The sequence below is a fragment of the Enterococcus sp. 9E7_DIV0242 genome (assembly GCF_002140975.2).
GTDB lineage: Bacteria > Bacillota > Bacilli > Lactobacillales > Enterococcaceae > Enterococcus_L > Enterococcus_L clewellii.
Map to the genome: position 1 here is coordinate 759,764 of NZ_CP147247.1, position 20,808 is coordinate 780,571.

Sequence of the window (20,808 nt, forward strand, 5' to 3'; positions counted from 1 at the left end):
TCATTCGGTTCTATTCAACAGCTGTTTAAGAAAAACGGCAGCTGTCTTTTCCAGTTGATGCTTCGCGTTTGCCCAAAATTCCCTGCTCATATTCTTTGATTTGCGGTAACCAGTCCAACCCAACTGGAACACCCTTCGATTCACAGTAATAATTCCAAACATCTGCAAATGGGAAATCCTTCAATTCTTCGATCATTGCTAAACGTGTTGTAAAATCTCCTGACAATTCGATTTCTTTTAGTGATTCAATCGGTTCAAGCATCGCCTTCAAGATTGCTTTCTGCGTATTTCGGGTACCAATGACCCAAGCAGCGACACGGTTAATTGTGGCATCAAAGAAGTCTAAACCAATATTGGTCATCGGTAGTAAATCATTACGAACCAATTCTCTGCCGATCTCTTGAAGCTCATCATCCATGATTACCACATGATCGCTATCCCAACGAATCGGACGACTGACATGCAATAAGATTCCTTCGCTGAATAAAGACAGTGAAGATAATTTATTTGAAATCACTTCTGTTGGATGGAAATGTCCGGCATCCAGACAAACTAGTTTGTTGCGTGTTAAGCCGTAACCCATATAAAACTCATGGGAACCTACCGTGTACGCTTCCGCACCAATTCCAAACAACTTGCTTTCTACTGCATCTAAGGTATAGTTTTCATCTAATTTTTCAGAGAAAATTTCATCTAAAGATTCCATCAATCTTTTTCTTGGTGCAAGACGATCGATTGGATTGTCCTTGAAACCATCTGGTACCCAGAAGTTATTGACGCAAACTTGACCTAACTCTTTCCCAAAATATTCCGCTACTTTTCTTGAGCGTTTTCCATGTTCGATCCAGAAATCACGAACCTCTTTATCTGCTGAAGCTAATGTAAAACCGTCCTTGTACATTGGGTGTGAAAAGAATGTCGGATTAAAATCTAGGCCTAAACCTTGCTCTTTTGCCCAAGAAACCCATTTTTCAAAATGTTTTGGCTCGATTTCATTTAAATCCACCTGTTCTTCTGTATCAAGGTAGATAGCATGTAGATTCAATTTATGATTCCCTGGGATCATTGCGTAGGCTTGCTCAAGATCACTCCGCAATTCTTCAGGAGTGCGAGCTGCGCCCGGGTAATTTCCGGTTACTGAAATACCACCGGACAATTCTGCATCACTTAAAAATCCTTTGACATCATCCCCTTGCCAGACATGCATAGAGATTTTGACATCCTCCATTTTTTTCATTACTGCATCTGTATCAACACCAAGTGCTGCGTACTTTTTTTTTGCCTCTTCATATCTTTGTTTAACTGTCATTTAACTGTTCGCTCCCTTTAAGAATTTTTTATAGTTATCGATTATTGTTCTATCAAATGTCTCCGGTTGATGTATTGAAATATCAAAGGAATGTTGAATAACTTTTCGTGCTTCCTTCAAATCTGCGAAAACACCTGTTGTGATCATTTGTAATAAAATATTTCCAATAGCTGTTGCTTCTCCCGGGCCTGCTTCAACTGTGATGCCCGCAATATTGGCTGCCAGCTGATTTAAGAAACGGTTATTCGAGCCTCCTCCGACAATATGCATCTTATCGATTTTACGCCCTGTTCCTGTCAATTGTTCCATTTTTTCAAGCTCGACTGCATAGCACAGAGCTAAATTATCATAGATACAGCGTGCCAGTTCTCCTGCTGTTTGTGGAACCTTCTGCTCTGTTTTTTCGCAATACCCTTGAATCGCTTCGATCATGTTTTCCGGATTAAGGAAGCTCGGGTCATTGACATCAATAAACTGTTGGAATGCCGGCGTTGCTGCAGCCATCTCTGCTAACTCAGCATAGCTGTAACGATATTCTTGCATACGAGCAACTTCCTGAATCAACCACATTCCCATGATATTCTTCAAGAATCGAATGGTATTGTGTGCACCCCATTCATTGGTGTAATTTTCAAAAAAGGCTTCCCTCGATACATTGAACAAGGTGGTTTCAATCCCCAACAGTGACCAAGTGCCGCTGCTGATATAAGCCCAATCGTCTCCCTCACCCGGTGTTCCGATTACCGCCGAAGCAGTGTCATGTGTGGCAACAGTGATAAATGTTGCTTCCGGCAAATCAAAATCCGAGAACTTGTCCCTCTGTAAGCTACCCAAGATTGTCCCGGAATCAGTCAATGGCGGTAGTTGCTCCTTTTGGATGCCTGCAAGTGTCAGCAGTTCTTCATCCCAGTTCTGTGAATCAGGATTTAGCAACTGCATCGTTGAAGCATTGGTCTTTTCTGTTACTGCCTTTCCAGTAAAAACATACCCCAGATAATCTGGAATCAGCAATAACATTTCAGCAGCAGCTAGCTTCTCTTGTTTTTCCACAAATAACTGAAAAATCGTATTAAAAGGTTGGATTTGAATTCCTGTCTTTTCATACAGCTTCTCTAAAGAACACGTTTCTGAAAATTTACTTACAGCCATCTCTGTTCGTGCATCTCGATAAGAAATCGGTTCTTCCAATAACTCACCCATTTGATCGATCAAACAATAATCAACTGCCCAAGTATCAATTCCAACATAGCATTTTGTAATTCCAGATTTTTTTAGCTTTTCCAAGCCTATCAAGATTTCCTTGGTCAATCGGTTGATATCCCAGCGGTCATGTTCATCCTTCATACGAAAACCGTTTTTGAAGCGATGAATCTCCTCTAATGTGATTTGTCCATTTGGCTGAAGCTCACTTCTCATCAAACGTCCGCTAGAAGCACCGATATCCACAGCAATATAGGTTTCTGTCATTTTCCCACCCTCTGTTTCACTTTTTTGATAAAAAATGAAGCGATATCATTTCTTTTGAATAAATCGTTATGAATAACTGATTACAAAGTAATGATAGTCTCTATCCAACACTTTTACATCACACATTTTTGATATATAATTGCACTATATTGGTATATAATTTCGAAGTTGGCCCAGAAGCGTTAAGTATCAAGCACTAGGTAGATATCCTGCATCATCTGCTCTGATAAGTCACTCACAGTGATTTACGCCAATAGGATGCTATTCACGGAAATGACAAGAAACATAGAATGTTCCATTCCGATGTTGATTGATTCCCGCTTGGTGCTCCACCAATTTTTGCCGATCAAGTAGCTATTATTCCTCATCTATTCTGCATACAAATCAGTGATTCTCAACACTTTCAACCTATCGTCGAAGAACCTTGAAACATAGTTGATGCATTCTCGCTTGTGACGAGTCACTGTTTAGGGCCTATGTTTATTGAGCGGATATTGATGTAGTTTTTTACTAAAATTGCTTCTGTCTACCGTTTTTTCAGGCTTAGTCATAGATTGAGCGTAGGACTTGAGCGATGTCCAACTCACACTTCTACGATAAATCCCCTACAAAAAACAGAGAAAGGAATCAACGTATGAGCTATTGGGAAAAAGCAAATCATTCATGGAGCCCGGACTCCACACGTTACATCGATACACCCGACCAAAGAAGCAAAGAACTCTTTTACTACGTGCAGGAGATCGGCCACTTCAAAGCCCACCGTCCTTACTATACAGAAAGAGCAAATCTTCCTTCTTTTTTGATGAAATTTACGCATTCGGGTGAGGGACGACTGGTCTATAATAATCAGAAATTTTTAATCAAATCCGGTGATATCTTCTTCATTGACTGTCGGGAATACCAGCATTATCAAACAGTTAGTGATGAACCTTGGGAAATGGATTGGGTTCATTTTTTTGGTGGCACCTCCGAAGCGTTTTATCAGGAATTTATGAAAAATGGATCAAATGTCTTTCACACAACGACAGCACCTTTGGAGAATCCGATTCATCTGATCGTTAACCAACTACTGCTCTTGCAAGAAAGCCAACATGCACAAACTGACTACCAAAGCTCTGTGTTACTTCATCAACTACTAAACGAGCTGCTGCTTCAAAAAAATCAATTGGATTTCACCTACGAAGAAATCCCAGATCATGTATTGGCAATGAAGGACTTTCTTGATCAGCATTTCAAGGAAATCATTACGATGGAGCAGCTGGAAAAACTGTTTCATGTGAATAAATACCAGCTGAACAAAGACTTTTCACGTTACATTGGTCAGCCGCCTATCAATTATCAAATCAACAAAAAAATATCTTATGCGAAAGACCTCCTGCGCTATTCAAACCAATCCATCAAAGAGATTGCACTTGAAATTGGTATGGATAACTTTGCCTATTTCAGCCGACTATTTAAAAAAAGAACTGGGCTCTCACCAAGTGTCTATAGAAAAATAGGTTAACAGCAGACTTTACATTTGTTTAGACCATTCAATTATTTGATAATAGAAGAAGCAAAACTACTGATTTAGAGAGGAAAACAATTAGCATTGCCAATGATTGTTCTACCCTCTAATTATTTTTCTGCATAATTTTATCCATTCATCAGGAGGTCCTATAAATGAAGCACGAAAAAATTATCCCTAGTAAAAAATATCCCTTTAAAATATTTGAATTCCATTCTCGAGATACTGAAAGACTGATACTCCCTCATTGGCACAGCAGTATGGAATTACTTTTTTGTTTAAGCGGTCTACTAGAAATCAGATACCCTCAATCTGTTCATCAAGTCCGGAAGAAGCATCTTTTTCTGATCAACAACAATATCATCCATTCAACCAAAACACCTGAGCCCAGTCAGGTATTCGTTATTCAGTTTCCTTTAACCTTTATTAAGCGAATCACCGAGGAAACGTATGCTCAGTCGATTTATTTTGAGAAAGATTTATCAGAAAATGCAGAACTGATCAAACTAGTCAAAGAGATTCGTATGATTTACCAACAGGATAGTATCGCAAGCCGTGCGCTGGTAATGAGTAAAGTTTACGAAATCCTCTCGATTTTGCTGACAGCTTTTACTATCCCAACAGTCGAAATTAAAGAGATTCGTTCTGTTAAAAATCTAGCTCAGCTCGATCAAATCAATCAGTTTATAGAAAAAAATCATAATCGAAATCTAACCTTAGAAGAAGTTGCTACAGCATTTAATTACAATACTTCCTATTTTTCAAGATATTATAAACAGTTCATGGGTATCACCTTCCTGGCCTATTTGCGGTCGGTCCGTTTAGATAAGGCCTATTCTATGCTGAGAGATACAGATTTGACCATTTTATCTATTTCCAATGAATGCGGATTCGGAAATGTAAAATCCTTTTATCTCGCGTTTAAAGAAGAATACGGTCTTTCTCCAAAGCAATACCGGCAAACATATTTAAAGTAAAAATATGACCGATTTTTCGTAAAAATCCGAAAAGAAAAGTTAAGCGCTTCCGAATATAATACAAGTATCAAAGCGAAAAGGAGAGGTTCATTTTGAAAGCAAAAATCAGTCACTTATTTGATCGGTTGAGTCCCTTTTTCGATAAAATGGGAAACAGTCCGTATCTAAAAGCAATCTCAGGAGCAATGATGGCAACCTTGGGCCCGGTACTTATCGGATCAATCGCCGTGTTGTTAATGATATTGCCCGCTTCATTACCATTTCTATCATTTTTAGGAGATTTTTCAGATTTATTTGTAAAATTGAATACAGTCACAATTGGTGCCATGGCTCTTTATGTAGTTGTGTTGATGGCCTATCAGCTCGTAAGAAATCTTGATGAACACGAAGACGGGATTTCTGCAGGTATTATTTCTTTATTATGTTTTCTGATCATCACACCACTTGGGATTACTACAGATGAGGTAGCAGCTATACCCACTACTTGGCTAGGTGCGCCCGGCGTTTTCTCTGCTATGTTTGTAGGACTAGTCAGCGCTCGTCTATATCTAGGCATCAAGCGAAAAGGCTGGACAATTAAGATGCCTGAAGGTGTGCCGCCAATGGTAACAAAAGTATTTGAGTCCATTCTTCCTACAATTTTGATTGGATTAGTATTTATTCTTATTTCTTCACTGTTTGAAATGACTTCATTTGGAAATATGCATGAATTTGTCTACACAATCATTCAAAAACCGCTACAAGGAATTGGCGGATCGATCGGAGCAGTCATTCTTATCTCCTTGATTCAGCAAATCCTATGGTTCTTTGGGATTCATGGAACAAACGTTGTTATGCCCATCGTTACGGCCTTATGGATGGCAATGGATGTGGAGAATTTGAATGCAGTCGCTGCAGGTCAGACACCACCAAACATCACCGGTCTAGCCTTTTTCAATATTATCACTTGGGGTGGTATGGCCCTTGGCTTAGTACTTTTAATGCTACGAGCAAAAAGTAAGCAATTTCGAGAAGTCGGAAAAGTATCTATCGTCCCTGCGTTGTTTGGCATTACGGAACCAGTTATTTTCGGGACACCCCTCGTTTTAAATTTCAGATTAGCCGTCCCTTTCATTACAAATAACTCGATTGCATTATTATTAGCTTATCTGTTGACCAAGTCTGGTTTAGTTGCACATTTCTCTGGTGTACAGGCAATTTTTGGTTTACCTATCGGTTTTCATGCCGCTGTCCAAGGAAGTATTTCCATCATTCTCTTACAGCTCTTTATCCAATTGATTTTATCTCCCTTGCTTTGGTACCCATGGTTCAAAGCGATGGATAACGAAACCTATCGCTTAGAACAAGAAGCCGAAAAAGAATAATCATAACCGGGAGGCCTTATCATGAAAGAAGAAAAATTACAGGAGCTGCTCCATTCCTTGACATGGACAGAAAAAGTCGGGCAGCTCGTTCAATTGTCCGGGGAGTTCTTTAATACCTCTGCATTGACTGTCGGTCCTCAACAAAAGCTGGGTATTTCAGATGATATCCTAAAAAATGTCGGTTCCGTCTTGAATGTTGCCGGCGCAATTAAAACCAGTGAAATCCAACAACAGTACCTTGAAAACTCCAACCATAAGATCCCTTTACTGTTTATGGCAGATATCATCTATGGCTATCGCACTGTCTTCCCTATTCCACTTGGACTAGGCGCAACGTGGAATCCCGAGCTTATAGAGGAAGCCTATACAGTGATCGGCAAGGAATCTCAAGCCGGTGGGGCCCATGTAACCTTTGCTCCGATGGTTGATTTGGTCAGAGATGCACGTTGGGGGCGTTGCTTGGAATCTACTGGCGAGGACAGCCTGCTAAATTCAGCCTTTGCTTCATCCATGGTCCGTGGTCTTCAAAAGGATTTGGATAAGCAAAAAGGAATCGCTTCTTGCGTGAAGCACTTTGCTGCTTATGGTGCAGCCGAAGCTGGGAGAGAATACAACACTGTTGATATGTCTGAAAGAAAATTACGACAAGACTACCTTCCAAGCTACAAAGCAGCGATAGATGCCGGTTGCAAAATGGTCATGACTTCATTCAATACCTATGATGGGGTTCCTGTTACCGGAAATGAATTCATTTTAAAAGATATCCTGCGCGATGAATGGGGCTTTGACGGGGTGCTCATTTCTGATTATGCAGCAGTCAGAGAACTAATCGATCATGGCATTGCTGAAGACAATAAAGAAGCCGCTTATCTAGCGATCAAAGCGACAAATGATATTGATATGAAATCGCCCTGTTACGCTAATGAATTACAACCTTTACTCAATGAAGGTCGTATTGATGGCGCTTTAATCGACCAAGCTGTTCTTCGCGTATTAAAGCTCAAAAATGACCTTGGACTTTTCGATGATCCGTATAGAGGAACAAATGAAGTGATAGAAAAAGAAACACTACTTAAAGAAGAGCATCGGACACTAGCAAAACAAGTAACGGCCGAATCAATTGTATTATTAAAAAACGACAATGAGCTTCTGCCACTTGATCCTCAAGCTAATGAAAAAATCTTGTTGGTTGGGCCTTATGGAGACAATCAAGAACTCATTGGTTTATGGGCAGTTCATGGCAAAACTACGGATACAATTTCCATCAAAACAGGAATCGAAGCTTATCTCAAACCAGAAAACTTTCAGGTCGAAAAAGGTTGTGATATGCTGGAAAGCTATGAATTTTTAGGAGAATTCGGTGCCACAAAAGATATGATCGACAGCTTGTCTATGTCTGACAAGGAAAAAGCCCAATATTTGACTCAAGCGCTAACTGCGGCAGAAAAAGCAGACATCATCATTTTTGCGATGGGTGAACATACTATGCAAAGTGGTGAAGCTGGTAGTCGTACGGACATACGTCTTCCTCAGATTCAACGAGATTTCATGAAACAATTAGTGAAGCTTGGTAAAAAGACGGTCTTGTTATCCATCAGTGGTCGCCCTCTTATTCTGACAGAAGAAGCGGACACAATCGATGCCATCTTACAGGTCTGGTTCCCGGGAACCGAAGGCGGACATGCAATTGCTGATATCCTATTTGGGAAATCTAATCCATCCGGACGATTAAGCATGAGCTTCCCCTATTCTGTTGGACAGTTACCCATTTATTACAATGAGTTCAAAACAGGACGTCCGTTGACTAGCTCGACACATTCCGGTCGCTTTGTTTCTAAATATCTTGACAGCCCAAACACACCACTTTTCCCATTTGGTTATGGACTGAGCTACAGTGATATTCAATACACTGAGCTGACAGTGAGTGATACAATAATGACCGACGAGCTAACTATCAGCGTACAAATCAAGAACAACTCCACAAGAGATTGCTTGGAAACCGTCCAGCTTTATATCCAAGATGTTGTCGGTTCAGTTGTTCGACCTGTTAAGGAATTAAAACAATTCAAGAAAATAACAGTAGCCGGAAACAGCACAACTACTGTATCATTCACATTAACTAGAGACGAATTAAATTATTATACTCGCTCAATGCACTACGCTGTCGAGAATGGCACATTCCTTGTTTTCGTTGGTCCAAATAGTCAAGATACACTGGAAGCCTCATTTGAATTAGTTTAAAATACGTAAACGAGCCTTGCATCGAAAAAATGCAAGGCTCGTTTTTTATTCGTTTTTATGCTTGTACACTTTGCTTAGAAAAAAACGAAGTCCGGAAGTAAAAGACGATATCGTAGTGGAATTTACATTACACAATATTTAGATTAGAACCTCGGAGGACAACCAGTTAGAGATTACAGCTAAAACATTTACATTACACTCTGTTTAGATTAGAACCACACGATTTCAGCAAGGTTGGGACATGCTGATGTATTTACATTACACTCTGTTTAGATTAGAACGAGGAGTATGTAGCTCGAAATAAACGTTTTTCGTATTTACATTACACTCTGTTTAGATTAGAACAAAATATCTTCTAATCCACTGTTTAGAGACACCCGTATTTACATTACATTCTGTTTAGATTAGAACATGTATGCTGGAATGCTTATTATTGCATTAGCTGCATTTACATTACATTCTGTTTAGATTAGAACGCTTATAGGAGATATTTATTGTTTTTCATCAATTTTCATTTACATTACATTCTGTTTAGATTAGAACCCCACTCCATTTTCTCCCTTGTGTAGCAAGGGATTGAGGGGCCATTTCTGTCGACCCCTCATTATTTCTCTTCTTCTTAACTTATTTTATCCAATCAATTGAGCAAAAGTCAATGCTATCAAGCTTTTTTCTATCTGTCGATCTCCCCGTATTTTTACACGATTGGAGTTCGACAGATATGTTATTCTCAAAATCATTTCCTTCTTACAATGTCTCGATCAGTTTCTTCGCTTGAGCGATTTTCTCATCTTTCGTTTCTTCCAACACAATGTTGATCAAAGGCTTGTTCTTATTGATAATGTCCAACATGCCTTTGACATCCATCAAACCTTCACCAACAGCAGTTGGAACGATCTTCCCCTCTTCTATCACAAAATCCTTCAAATGAATGGCTACAATTTTTTCACCGAAAAGGTCAAACGCTTCTTGCAGAATCTTTGTTTGATCTTTGTAATTATCTGCTGTGATCAAGTTGGTTGCATCCAAAATCACACCCAAATAATCGGAATCGATGCGTTGAACAAGTACATTCATTTTTTCTACGGAATAAACTGGATGATTCAAGCCTGGTTCGATACCGACCATCATGCCATATTTCTCACCACAGTCTACTAATCGTTGGATTGAGACAACCGCTTTTTCAAATGCTTCTTCTGTAAAGTTTTTTTCCGTATAAATGATTTCTTCTAAAACATTCCCTGTTTCTGAAGCAACCATCGAAGCCCCAAAATACTTTGCATATTTTAGATAGCTTTCAAATTTCTGTAAAGCTTCTTCACGTATCACTTCATCGGGATGAATCATATTGATATAGCAGCTCAAAATGGCAATCTGCACCTCTTGTTTCATAAATGTATTTTTCATATAAGTACCAAAGCCCGGTGACAGATGCTCTTTGCCACTCGGCAGTTCAGGGAACGACATAGCTAAAGCGAGTTGAACATTGCTGATTCCAACTGCTTTTATTTTTTCAGGTAATTCAGTATAGGTATGATTTCCTGATATATCATGCCCTCTAACGGTTAAATTATACAAATCGACACTCCTCTTCGTTTTCATTACTTTCTGATTATAAAATAGGAAACAGGCTGCTGACAATCAATGATTATCAGTAGCCCTGCTTCTTTATTTTTTAACTGTTAACTGTTTGACCTCCCCCTTTGATCTATAGAAAACTGCCTTCTCTGGTTATTCTATCGTTTTTCGTGAAAGTTTGGGGTGATCACGAAAAACTGATTTTATGTGATTAAGAAGCGAGATTTGGCAGCCACATAACAACATCTGGGAAATAGGTAATCAAGAGTAATACTGCTAAGATAGCAATATAGAATGGGACGAGGGGCTTGAGCATCTGTTCTGCTTTGACCCCACCGACACTGGCTCCAACATACAGCCCTGAACCAACTGGCGGTGTGATCGAACCCACACATAAGTTCATGATTGCGAACAATCCGAAATGAACAGGATCAACACCAACACTCGTTACAACCGGTAAGAAAATCGGTGTAAAGATCATGATTGCCGGACCAACATCCATAAACATTCCTACAATCAGCAACACAATATTTACTAACAATAAGATAATGATTTTATTATCTGTCAAACCTAGGATCGCTGCGCTGATCGCCTGTGGAATCCCTGTAAAGGCCATCGCAAATGACATCATGGAAGATGTTGCCAATAAGAAAGCAATCGTACCTGTAGTTAATACAGCATCTTTTAGCATTCTCGGAATATCCTTAACAGTCACTGTCTTATAGAAGAAAATTGCGATAAACAGTGAGTAAGCGACAGCAATCGCTGATGCTTCAATTGCTGTAAATAAACCAGACAAAATCCCGCCGATGATGATAACAATCAGCATGACACTTGGTAATGCCTCTTTCAAAACAGTTCCAACTGAACCTAGTTCTGAACGACTAATTGTTTTGTAGTTATTTCTCTTTGCATGTACAAACGCGACAAACATGATACTTAATGCCCATAATGCCCCTACTAAATAACCACCTAAAAATAGAGAAGAAATCGATGCTCCACTGGCAACCAATGAATACATGATAAACGCAGTACTTGGAGGAATAACCATTCCTGTCGGTGCCGAAGCAATATTGGCAGCTGTCGCAAATTTACGATCATAGCCGGCTTTGACCTGTTGAGGAATCAATACGCCACCAATTGCTGTTGAAGCTGCAATCGCTGAACTGGACATTGAACCAAACAAAGCATTACCCAGAATATTCGTATGTGCTAATCCGCCTGGCACACGGCCAACAAACAACATGGCGAAATTCACGAGCTTTTCAGCGATTCCGCCGCCATTCATAATAATCCCCGAGAGGACAAAGAACGGAATGGCTACTAAAGAGAAACTATTTAAACTGGACACCATTTTCTGTGCAGAGGTAAAGACTGCAATATCAAATGGAACAACTAACAACAACGTTGCGATCGAGGAAACAGCTACACTGATTGCAATAGGCATTCCCAAAATCAACAATATGGCAAAAACGATGAATAAAATCAGACCTGCTTCTAACGCCATATCTACCCCTCCTGTTCACTTTCTTCTTTGACCGGCTGTTCCAATAGGTTCAGCAGACTGTAGATAAACATAATAACTCCTGATACAGGAACAGCTAGATAGACATACCCCATCGGAATAGAAAGGGATGGTGAAATCTGTCCCATTGTTACAGTTACTGCTTTCCAGCCTCCAAAAACCATGATAACTGCTGCGAACACTAAGAATAAGACCTGTACAACAATTTCTAACAACCGTTTATTGCTTCCACTAAGGTGATCACTCAGCATAGTTACAGCTAAATGGCTTCTTTTCCCAACAACGTAGGCAGAAGCCAGCATTGACAACCAGACTAAGCCAAAACGAACAAGTTCTTCTGTTACGGTATTCGGACTATTCAATACAGTTCTGGTAAATACTTGATAAAGAACGACCAGAATCATCACTGTCAAAAGAACAGAACCGAAAATCTCCAAAAATTTATCTAAAGCATTTCTTACTGCTTTCATTCTTACTCCCCCTACTCCATTTCATCCGCTACAGCACGAATCTTCGCATAAAGCTCGCTGTAATTCTCGTCATTCTTGAACTGATCATGCAACGGCTGAACCGCTTCTTGGAAAGGTGTGCTGTCAACATCGTTGTAGACAACGCCGTATTCTTTTTCCGCAATCGCCTTTTCTTCTTCGACCGCTTTTTTGAACACTTCCTTTTCAAATTCTGTCGATTCTTTCGCCGCATCAACGATTGCTTCATATTGTTCATCTGAAAGGCGTTCTTTCACACTATCATTCATGATTACAATATCAGGAACACGTGTATGCTCGTCATAAGAGTAATATTTCGCCACGCCACCATGACCAGCTGTGTGCAGTACAAATTCATTGTTTTCTGCTCCATTGATTAGATTAGACTGTAACGAGGTGTATACCTCAGAGCTTCCCATAGGAACAGGTGAGCCGCCTAACAATTCAACCATCTTGATTGCGGTTTCACTTTGCATAACACGAATTTTTTTCCCTTTTAAATCAGCTGGGCTATTGACTGGCCCCTCTGTCATGTAAAAGCTTCGCTGACCTGAATCATAGTAAGTCAATCCAACGAACCCTAACTCTTCTGTAGAGTTATAGATGCCATCCATGATCTCTTCATCTTCCATCACTTCAAAAAAGTGTTCTTCATGATCAAAGATATACGGAACTGCGAAAATGGAGTAATCTTTTGAGAAGCTTTCCAACGCAGACCCGCTGACTTTTGTAAAATCAATCCCACCAGTCTGAGTCAACTCAATCAATTCTGTTTCTCCACCAAGCTGTCCATCCGGGAAATATTCAATGGTTACTTTTCCATCTGTTTTTTCTTCAACTAACCTGCCAAATTCATTCATCGAATCAATAACAGGCTGACTATTGCTGGCATATGCATAGCGTAAGATGATTTTTCCGTCTGAAGCTGCATCTGAACTACTGCAACCACTTAACAAGGCCAATCCAGCTGCTGAAAGCATTAATCCAGAAATAACATGTCTTTTCTTCATTCTTTTTCCTCCTGGTTTTTCTATTTGCATAATTGCTTCATTTTCTTCTTGAAATGTTGCTTACAACTAACACCCCATGACGTCATTTCAATAACGGTCAGGTCTATCAGCTATGACACAACAGGTCACAGCTGATGAAAACCGTACCCTATTTCTATTTGATTGTTTTAGCAATAAGAAACAAGTAATTCTGTCAGGCATAGAATGGTTAATGATTGTCCATAAGGCATTGCTGTCATGCCAATATTTTTGTAGAAGTCTAAATCATCACCCATCCCTGTTCCGATAGAGACATGCTGCACTTCCCCTTTGTCATCGATTTCTTCCAAAAGTCCAGCCATTGCTTTGTAAGCAACCTCTTCGTACTCACTGCTGATATATTTTTTGTGAACAGCTTTCAAGATACCGTAAGCAAACCCAGCTGTTGCAGAAGATTCCAGATAAGAGCTTGGATCATTCAATAATGTATGCCACAAGCCTGATTCATGTTGATATTTCGCTAGAGAAGCAACTTGAGCGTTCAATGTATTGATCAAGAAATCTCTCAGTCCGTCTCCTTTAGGAAGCTCAAGGATTTCAATGATTTCAGGAATAGCAATCGTAATCCAACAATTTCCTCTAGCCCATAACGCTTCCGCGTAGTTATGATTGCCTTCAAACGTCCAACCGTGATACCACAAGCCCGTCTTCTTATCCATCAAGTATTTGATATGAATCAGGAATTGATGTCTTGCTTCTTCCAGATATTCCGGACGATTTAGTAATTTACCGATTTTAGCCAAAGGTAAAACGGTCATCATCAATGTATCATCCCAAAGTTGATTTGTATTTGGCGGACCATAGGTAGCATGTTGTAAGCCATTCTCATTTGTTCTAGGCATATCATGCATTACCCATTCTGCCCATTGTTCTAGGTACGGTACATATTTTGAGTCCTTTGTATCTTCATAGAGATACGCCATTGTCAATAACGGAGCCATCGTATTGACGTTTTTCGGTGGAGCGCCTTCTTTCATACGGCCGTCAAACCAATCATTGACGACCTTCAATGCTTTTTCATTTTTTGTGATTCGATAATTTTTGTACATACCATATAAACCAACACCCTGTGGCCAGTTCCAAATTGTCCAGCTTTTATCGTCAACCTTCAACCCATCGAAGTCCAAGAGAAATTCTCCGCTGTTATCTTTGATCGTTGTCAGATTGTTGATCATCAAATCTATTTTCTCTTCTACTGTTTCTTTCGGCACGAATAATTCTTGTTTAATAATCATTTTGTCATTCAATCTCCTTTAGCATTTATACTATTCTCGAGTTTTATTTCAAAGCGCTTTCAATCTTTTATCATGTTCTTAGTTTAACAATATATCAAAAATGAATATATAGTAAAAATTGCCTAATTACTGTCAAAAATTGCACATAAAGCCTTTTCATTCTATTTTTGGTGTATTATAGTTAGCATAGAAATGATTATTTAGGAGGATATTTTGATGAAAGAGTCAACATTGCTCAACACTTCACTAGTGAACACCATGCTATCTAATGACTATGAACTCTTCCATGTAAAGGATTTCGTGATTCAAGAGAAAACGCTTTATCACTACCATGACTTCTATGAGATACATTGCACATTATCAGGAACAGCAGAATTCTATTTAGATGGAAAACAGTATCTTTTGAAGCCTGGTTCTGTTATTTTTATCCATAATTTAGACTTACATCGCATTGTCAAACAGGACTCAGAAATTTTTGAACGTGTCTACATGTTCATCACACCAAGCTTCTTACGAAACCGATCGAGTAAATATACAAATTTAGAGCGCTGCTTCCACCCTACCGGTACGACAAAAAGCAAAATCATCCAGACAGATCCAGAACGGCTAAGATACTATCTTTCATTGATTGAGGCACCGGCTGATAAAAAAATTTACGGAATGGATTTAATGTATGAGCAGCAGTTCATCAATTTCTTAATTTATTTGAATAAGCTAGTGATGAGTGAGGAGAAAGAGGTACAACCGAAAGAAATTATGGAAAACAGCTTGATTGAAGAGTTGATGGTTTACGTTTCAGAAAACTTAGAGGCCTCGTTGACCCTTGAGGATGTCGCGAAAAAATTCTTTGTCAGCAAATACTATATTGCCCGGACGTTCAAAAGTACGACCGGTTTTACGTTTCACAGCTATGTCTTGAAAAAGAGATTGCTGTATGCAAAACAACTGTTAGTGACCTATAAAAATTCAAATGAAATCTATTTACAATGCGGCTTCAAGTCCTATCCTCATTTTCTCAAATGCTTTAAAAAGGAGTTCGGACTGACACCAAAAGAATATTTGAAAAAGCATCAGAATCAGGAAATCATCTTTTTCGACCACCATCAATCCTAAACAAGATTACAGTTCATGAGCTGGAATAAATAGCAGATCTAGATACATCAACCGGCTTCTTGAATCTATTAGCTGGTTGGTGTATATTTCTGCACATATTCTTTCTTCTCTTATCGCCTAAACAAAAAAGCGGGTTCTACTTCACTCACGCATGTGAAGCAGAACCCTTTATATTATACTTAGGAATTTTTTATATACAGTTATTTACTTAGGAGGCCTTTAAAGACTTAAGGTTGTTTTCCGATGTATGCTAGGATTCCTCCATCAACATACAAGATGTGTCCATTCACGAAATCTGAAGCTTTTGAAGCTAAGAAGACTGCTGGTCCAGCTAAATCATCCGGTGTACCCCAACGAGCTGCCGGCGTACGTCCAACGATAAACTGATCGAATGGGTGACGAGAACCGTCTGCCTGTTCTTCACGCAATGGAGCCGTTTGTGGTGTTGCAATATAACCAGGGCCAATGCCGTTACATTGGATGTTGTACTCGCCATATTCAGAAGCAATGTTCTTCGTCAACATTTTCAGTCCGCCTTTAGCAGCTGCATAAGCACTGACTGTTTCGCGACCAAGTTCACTCATCATTGAACAAATATTAATGATTTTCCCACTGTTTTGTTCCATCATACCAGGGAGAACAGCTTTAGCCATAATGAATGGACCATTCAAGTCGATATCGATGACTTGACGGAAATCGGCTGCAGCCATTTCATGCATTGGTGTACGCTTGATGATGCCCGCATTGTTCACAAGAATATCGATTACGCCAACCTCTTCTTTGATTTGTTTCACCATTGCTTGTACTTGCTCTTCATTGGTTACGTCACAAACATAACCTTTTGCATCAATACCAGCCTTTTTATAGTTCTCAACGCCATCATTCACTGATTGTTGATCAATGTTATTGAAGACGATTGTAGCACCTGCCGCTGCCAATGAGCTGGCAATTTCAAATCCAATTCCATATACTGCTCCAGTAACCAGAGCAATTTTTCCGTCTAAGCGGAAGTTATCCATAGTAAAATCCATGAGTTCATTCTCCTCTTCATTTTTATTTGTCTAACATCATGAACTAGCTCCTCTCAGCAATAAGTTGAAATTGTCTCATGGTAAAGGACACCATGTGGCAATTCCCCCTTATTGTTTGGGAGCTGTCGAGTTCATTCAGCTTTTCTTATTTCAATTGATCCATTGGTACCATATCCATATCTGTATAGGTGATGTTTTCGCCACACATTGCCCAGATAAACGAGTAATTACTTGTTCCAACACCTGAGTGAATAGACCAGCTTGGTGAAATTGCTGCTTGTTCATTGCCCAATACCAAGTGTTTTGTTTCGTCTGGTTTACCCATCATATGGAATACGCGAGTATCTTGTTCCATGTCAAAGTATACATATGCTTCCATACGACGTTCATGCGTGTGGCAAGGCATTGTATTCCATGAGCTGCCTGGTTCTAAGATTGTGTAGCCCATTTGTAGTTGACAGCTTTCACACACATTTGGGTGAATGTATTGATAAATTTTACGCTCATTCAATGTCAGGGGCTCACCAGTTTCCATTGGCTTAATATCATCGATACTGATTTTCACATTTGGGTATTTGTGATGCGCCGGCGCAGAGCTGATGTAAAATTTTGCAGGGTTCTCAGGATTTTCGGAAGAGAAAACAACATGACGTGTTTCTTTACCGATATAATATCCGTCTTGTTTTTTCATTGCTTCTTTTTGTCCATCGATTTCGATGAAGCCTGGTCCACCAATGTTGATTACACCCAACTCGCGACGCTCTAAGAAATAATCTACACCTAATTCTTTATCTAATACAATTTCTAACGCTTCCTTTGCAGGAGTTACGCCACCGAAGATCATACGGTCATTGTGTGTATACGTTAAAGTAATCGTACCCGGTACAAAAACCTTCTCTACTAAAAATTCGTCTCTCAGCTGCTCTGTTGAATAGTGACGGATATCCTCCGGACTGTGTGTGTAACGTGTTTCCATGTTTTGCATAGTAATGGTGCTCCTCTCTATTTTTGACATGATCGAAACAATTGTTTCAACCACCTAACTCTATTTTTTGATAATGACTAGATCAACGAATGATCTTTCCTGAACCCATAGCCAAAAAGCTTTCAACTTCCTGTTGACTAAATTGATTGCAATCGCCATGCACTGTATGCTTCAGGGCAGAGGCCGCTGTTGCAAAGTCAATTACTTTCTGATAGTCTTCCTTATTCAACAGACCGTGCAGAACGCCCCCTGCAAAAGCATCTCCACCGCCAACACGATCAACGATTGGATCGATCAAATGGCATTGGGATTCATAATAATTGCCTTCCGCCCAAAGTGTACCGATCAAATCATTGGCACTGGCAGAATGAACCTTACGTTTGGTTGAATAAAAAACAGAAATGTTTGGGTATTTCTTTTGCATTTCTTGGTAGTAATAGGTTGTTTCCTCATCTTCAGAAGTTCCGTTATACGCCGGAACTTCGAGAAAATGCTGTGCATCCAGTTTTCCAGCTGAACAATAGTCTACAAATGGTAAGATAGCACGAATCGTTTCTCCCGCTTCCTTTTGGCTCCATAGCTTTCCACGATAATTGACATCAAAACTAATTAGACAGCCAGCTTGCTTCGCTGTTTTGATCAATTCAAGGGTCAGCTTTTTCCACGCTTCAGACAACGCAGGCGTAATACCTGAAATATGGAAAATATCACATCCTGCAAACATTTGTGTCAGATCCCATTCAGCTGTTTCCATCACGGCAAAGCTTGAGCCGGCCCGATCATAAATAACACTTGCTGCACGTTCGCCAATTCCCGCTTCAAGGTAATAAGACCCCAGACGAGGTCCACCTTTTAGCAAATAGCTTGTATCGACACCGTAACGATTGAGATGCTTCTTCACCGCTTCACCCAATGCGTTATCCGGAACTTTACTGGCAAATGCTACTTGATGACCATAGTTTGATAGGGAAACAGCGACATTTGCTTCGCCACCACCATAATGAGCTGTGAATGTTTCAGTTTGTGCGATACGTGTGCCACATTCAGTAGAAAAGCGCAGCATGATTTCTCCTAAAGTTACTACTTTCCCCATGGCTATGCTCCTTTTATTTCATGGAACTTCGCCATATATTGCGCAGCCACCTCTGTTACTTTATCGAAATCACCGACAGCAGCCGGTGCCAATAAATTACCACCTACACCTACTGTAATGACACCCGCTTTGAACCATTCGTCCATATTATCCAAGCTCACGCCACCTGTTGGCATGATATTCAAATGAGGCATTGGTGCTTTGAAAGCAGAAATGATGCTTGGACCATAGGCGCTTCCCGGGAATAACTTGATAATGTCTACTCCGCTCTTCAATGCTTCCTTCATTTCAGTGATCGTCATACATCCAGGCAGATAAGGAATCTGATACAAATTACAAATTTCTGCTGTTTCACGATCGAAGGTTGGACTCACAATATAATCTGCTCCAGCCATGATAGCCAAACGTGCAGTCACTGCATCTAAAACCGTACCGGCACCGATAACAACTTCCGGTTGGTCTTTGTAGAACTCTGCCAGCTCTCTGATTACTTCATCAGCCCGAGGCACTGTGAATGTCAGCTCCAATCCATGCATGCCGCCTTTTACGATTGCATGACTTGCTTTGATTGCCTCTTCTTTGTCTTTCCCACGAACAACAGCAATAACACCAGCTGTTTCCAATCGTTGAAGAATATTTACTTTTTTCAAGCACACCACTCTTTTCTTATTTGGAAATTTTATTTTATTATTAGGAAATTTATACTTTCATTATACATAGAAAATAAGAAATTGCAAACGTTTTTTAGGAAGATTTTACTCAAAAACAACAAAAAAAGAGCAGATTATTTCCTCTATGGTATTTCTCCTGAAAAGTGAGCAAAGGAATGATTCAAAAGAAAGAAACATTATTGGATTGTTAATGTCCGAGTTCACGCGTTTTTTCGCGCGAATGTATAGTATTTCGCCGCTCTTACTCACAAAAAAAACGGAAAAACAGTTGGTTCCTGTTTTCCCGTTTTATTCGTTTCACTTGTTTGTTAGCACCTGTTCAAGCTCTTTTTTAGTTTTTAATACTGCTTGAATAATCAGTTCTTTATTCTTTTCATTCAACCGATATTTAGGCATACTGACACTAAATGCACCAATGATTTGATCCTCTTTTTCAATAGAGGCCCCGATACAAAAGATGTCCATTTCCATTTCTTCATCATCAAACGCTACATCCGTTTTTTGGATTTCCTCTAGTTCTTTGGCCAGTCTAAGCGGATTCGTAATTGTATTTTCCGTATACGGTGTCAACACATGGCTGTCCAAATAAGCTTCAAACTCAGGCTGAGCAAACTTCGCCAACACTGCTTTTCCCATTGCCGAACTATACAACGGGCGAGTAATCCCCACCTTCGAAGACATCCGAATCGTCTGATGCTTTGGCTCAAGCTTATTGATATACAATATTTCATTATCATTCAAGATACCGAGATGAATCGTTTCATCGATCGTCTGTTGCAGGCTCTCTAAATAAGGATAAGTGATCTCAGCCAAATCAAGCTGTTCCAATCGTTGGTTTGCATAGCGAATCAATTTCGAACCTAGGCGATAGCTTTTGTCCTCATTTTTTTGAACATAACCGATCAGCACAAGCGTATCAAGAATCTTGATGGTTGTTGATGCCGTCATTTCGGTACTATTCGCGATTTCTTGTAGAGAATGATTGGGATGCTCTGATAAATGATCCATAATTTTTGCTGCTTTGATCAGCACAGTACCATAAGGTTTCGCTTCTGCCATCTCCCTCATCCTTTCTATATAAGAAATTATATAATATAAATAAGAAAAATCAACTGTTAATTCTTAATTTTTAGTGGATACATCCATTTTTCACGATTTCTCGTTACTTTTAAGAA

The 20,808-nt window shown here is 39.6% G+C and carries 17 protein-coding genes and 1 CRISPR repeat array; of the genes, 5 read left to right on the plus strand and 12 right to left on the minus strand.

Going from position 1 to position 20,808, the window contains the following annotated elements; translation table 11 throughout:
* Positions 1–25: 25 nt before the first annotated feature.
* Both rhaA and rhaB read right to left on the minus strand, forming a co-directional pair.
* A complete protein-coding gene (gene rhaA, locus A5888_RS03620; protein WP_086347870.1) occupies positions 26–1,309 on the minus strand; it encodes an L-rhamnose isomerase in 1,284 nt (427 codons plus the stop codon).
* Positions 1,310–2,776: a rhamnulokinase gene (rhaB, locus tag A5888_RS03625; RefSeq protein WP_086347871.1), complete on the minus strand. Its 1,467-nt coding sequence runs from the start codon at positions 2,774–2,776 to the stop codon at positions 1,310–1,312.
* Positions 2,777–3,410: 634 nt separating this feature from the next.
* Between rhaB and A5888_RS03630 the strand changes: the two genes are divergently transcribed.
* From A5888_RS03630 to bglX, 4 genes are all read left to right on the plus strand, one after another.
* Positions 3,411–4,280 (plus strand): helix-turn-helix domain-containing protein, encoded by an 870-nt coding sequence (locus A5888_RS03630; protein ID WP_086347872.1) that lies wholly within the window; start codon positions 3,411–3,413, stop codon positions 4,278–4,280.
* A 158-nt stretch (positions 4,281–4,438) separates the two neighbouring features.
* Positions 4,439–5,260, plus strand: coding sequence for an AraC family transcriptional regulator (locus tag A5888_RS03635; RefSeq protein ID WP_339101920.1), 822 nt, complete (start codon positions 4,439–4,441; stop codon positions 5,258–5,260).
* A gap of 92 nt (positions 5,261–5,352) precedes the next feature.
* A complete protein-coding gene (locus tag A5888_RS03640; RefSeq protein WP_086347874.1) occupies positions 5,353–6,624 on the plus strand; it encodes a PTS sugar transporter subunit IIC in 1,272 nt (423 codons plus the stop codon).
* A 21-nt stretch (positions 6,625–6,645) separates the two neighbouring features.
* Positions 6,646–8,865, plus strand: a complete 2,220-nt coding sequence (gene bglX, locus A5888_RS03645) for a beta-glucosidase BglX (protein WP_086347875.1) — start codon at positions 6,646–6,648, stop codon at positions 8,863–8,865.
* A gap of 120 nt (positions 8,866–8,985) precedes the next feature.
* A CRISPR array of direct repeats spans positions 8,986–9,408; the repeat unit is 30 nt; unit sequence ATTTACATTACACTCTGTTTAGATTAGAAC.
* 204 nt (positions 9,409–9,612) lie between these two features.
* On the opposite strand, the gene A5888_RS03650 is transcribed toward bglX, so the two are convergent.
* The 5 genes from A5888_RS03650 to A5888_RS03670 all read right to left on the minus strand — a co-directional run bounded on the left by A5888_RS03650 (position 9,613) and on the right by A5888_RS03670 (position 14,740).
* On the minus strand, positions 9,613–10,443 hold the full coding sequence (locus A5888_RS03650; RefSeq protein WP_086347876.1) for a sugar phosphate isomerase/epimerase family protein: 831 nt from the start codon (positions 10,441–10,443) through the stop codon (positions 9,613–9,615).
* 211 nt (positions 10,444–10,654) lie between these two features.
* Positions 10,655–11,950, minus strand: coding sequence for a TRAP transporter large permease (locus A5888_RS03655; protein WP_086347877.1), 1,296 nt, complete (start codon positions 11,948–11,950; stop codon positions 10,655–10,657).
* A 2-nt stretch (positions 11,951–11,952) separates the two neighbouring features.
* On the minus strand, positions 11,953–12,438 hold the full coding sequence (locus A5888_RS03660) for a TRAP transporter small permease (protein ID WP_086347878.1): 486 nt from the start codon (positions 12,436–12,438) through the stop codon (positions 11,953–11,955).
* An 11-nt stretch (positions 12,439–12,449) separates the two neighbouring features.
* On the minus strand, positions 12,450–13,466 hold the full coding sequence (locus A5888_RS03665) for a TRAP transporter substrate-binding protein (protein ID WP_086347879.1): 1,017 nt from the start codon (positions 13,464–13,466) through the stop codon (positions 12,450–12,452).
* A gap of 167 nt (positions 13,467–13,633) precedes the next feature.
* A complete protein-coding gene (locus A5888_RS03670) occupies positions 13,634–14,740 on the minus strand; it encodes a glycoside hydrolase family 88/105 protein (RefSeq protein WP_086347880.1) in 1,107 nt (368 codons plus the stop codon).
* Positions 14,741–14,956: 216 nt separating this feature from the next.
* On the opposite strand from A5888_RS03670, the gene A5888_RS03675 reads away from it, so the two are divergent.
* Positions 14,957–15,853 (plus strand): AraC family transcriptional regulator, encoded by an 897-nt coding sequence (locus A5888_RS03675; protein ID WP_422389733.1) that lies wholly within the window; start codon positions 14,957–14,959, stop codon positions 15,851–15,853.
* Between the two features lie 227 nt (positions 15,854–16,080).
* On the opposite strand, the gene A5888_RS03680 is transcribed toward A5888_RS03675, so the two are convergent.
* From A5888_RS03680 to A5888_RS03700, 5 genes are all read right to left on the minus strand, one after another.
* Complete coding sequence (locus A5888_RS03680) at positions 16,081–16,884, minus strand: gluconate 5-dehydrogenase (protein ID WP_086347881.1); 804 nt, start codon at positions 16,882–16,884, stop codon at positions 16,081–16,083.
* A gap of 145 nt (positions 16,885–17,029) precedes the next feature.
* Entirely contained in the window at positions 17,030–17,869 is an 840-nt protein-coding gene (kduI, locus tag A5888_RS03685) for a 5-dehydro-4-deoxy-D-glucuronate isomerase (protein ID WP_170924697.1), read from the minus strand.
* An 82-nt stretch (positions 17,870–17,951) separates the two neighbouring features.
* A complete protein-coding gene (locus tag A5888_RS03690) occupies positions 17,952–18,962 on the minus strand; it encodes a sugar kinase (RefSeq protein ID WP_086347882.1) in 1,011 nt (336 codons plus the stop codon).
* A 2-nt stretch (positions 18,963–18,964) separates the two neighbouring features.
* Positions 18,965–19,612, minus strand: coding sequence for a bifunctional 4-hydroxy-2-oxoglutarate aldolase/2-dehydro-3-deoxy-phosphogluconate aldolase (locus A5888_RS03695; protein WP_086347883.1), 648 nt, complete (start codon positions 19,610–19,612; stop codon positions 18,965–18,967).
* A 318-nt stretch (positions 19,613–19,930) separates the two neighbouring features.
* Positions 19,931–20,692 carry an IclR family transcriptional regulator gene (locus tag A5888_RS03700; protein WP_086347884.1) on the minus strand — a complete coding sequence of 254 codons (762 nt, stop codon included), beginning with the start codon at positions 20,690–20,692 and terminating at the stop codon, positions 19,931–19,933.
* Between the last annotated feature and the right edge of the window lie 116 nt (positions 20,693–20,808).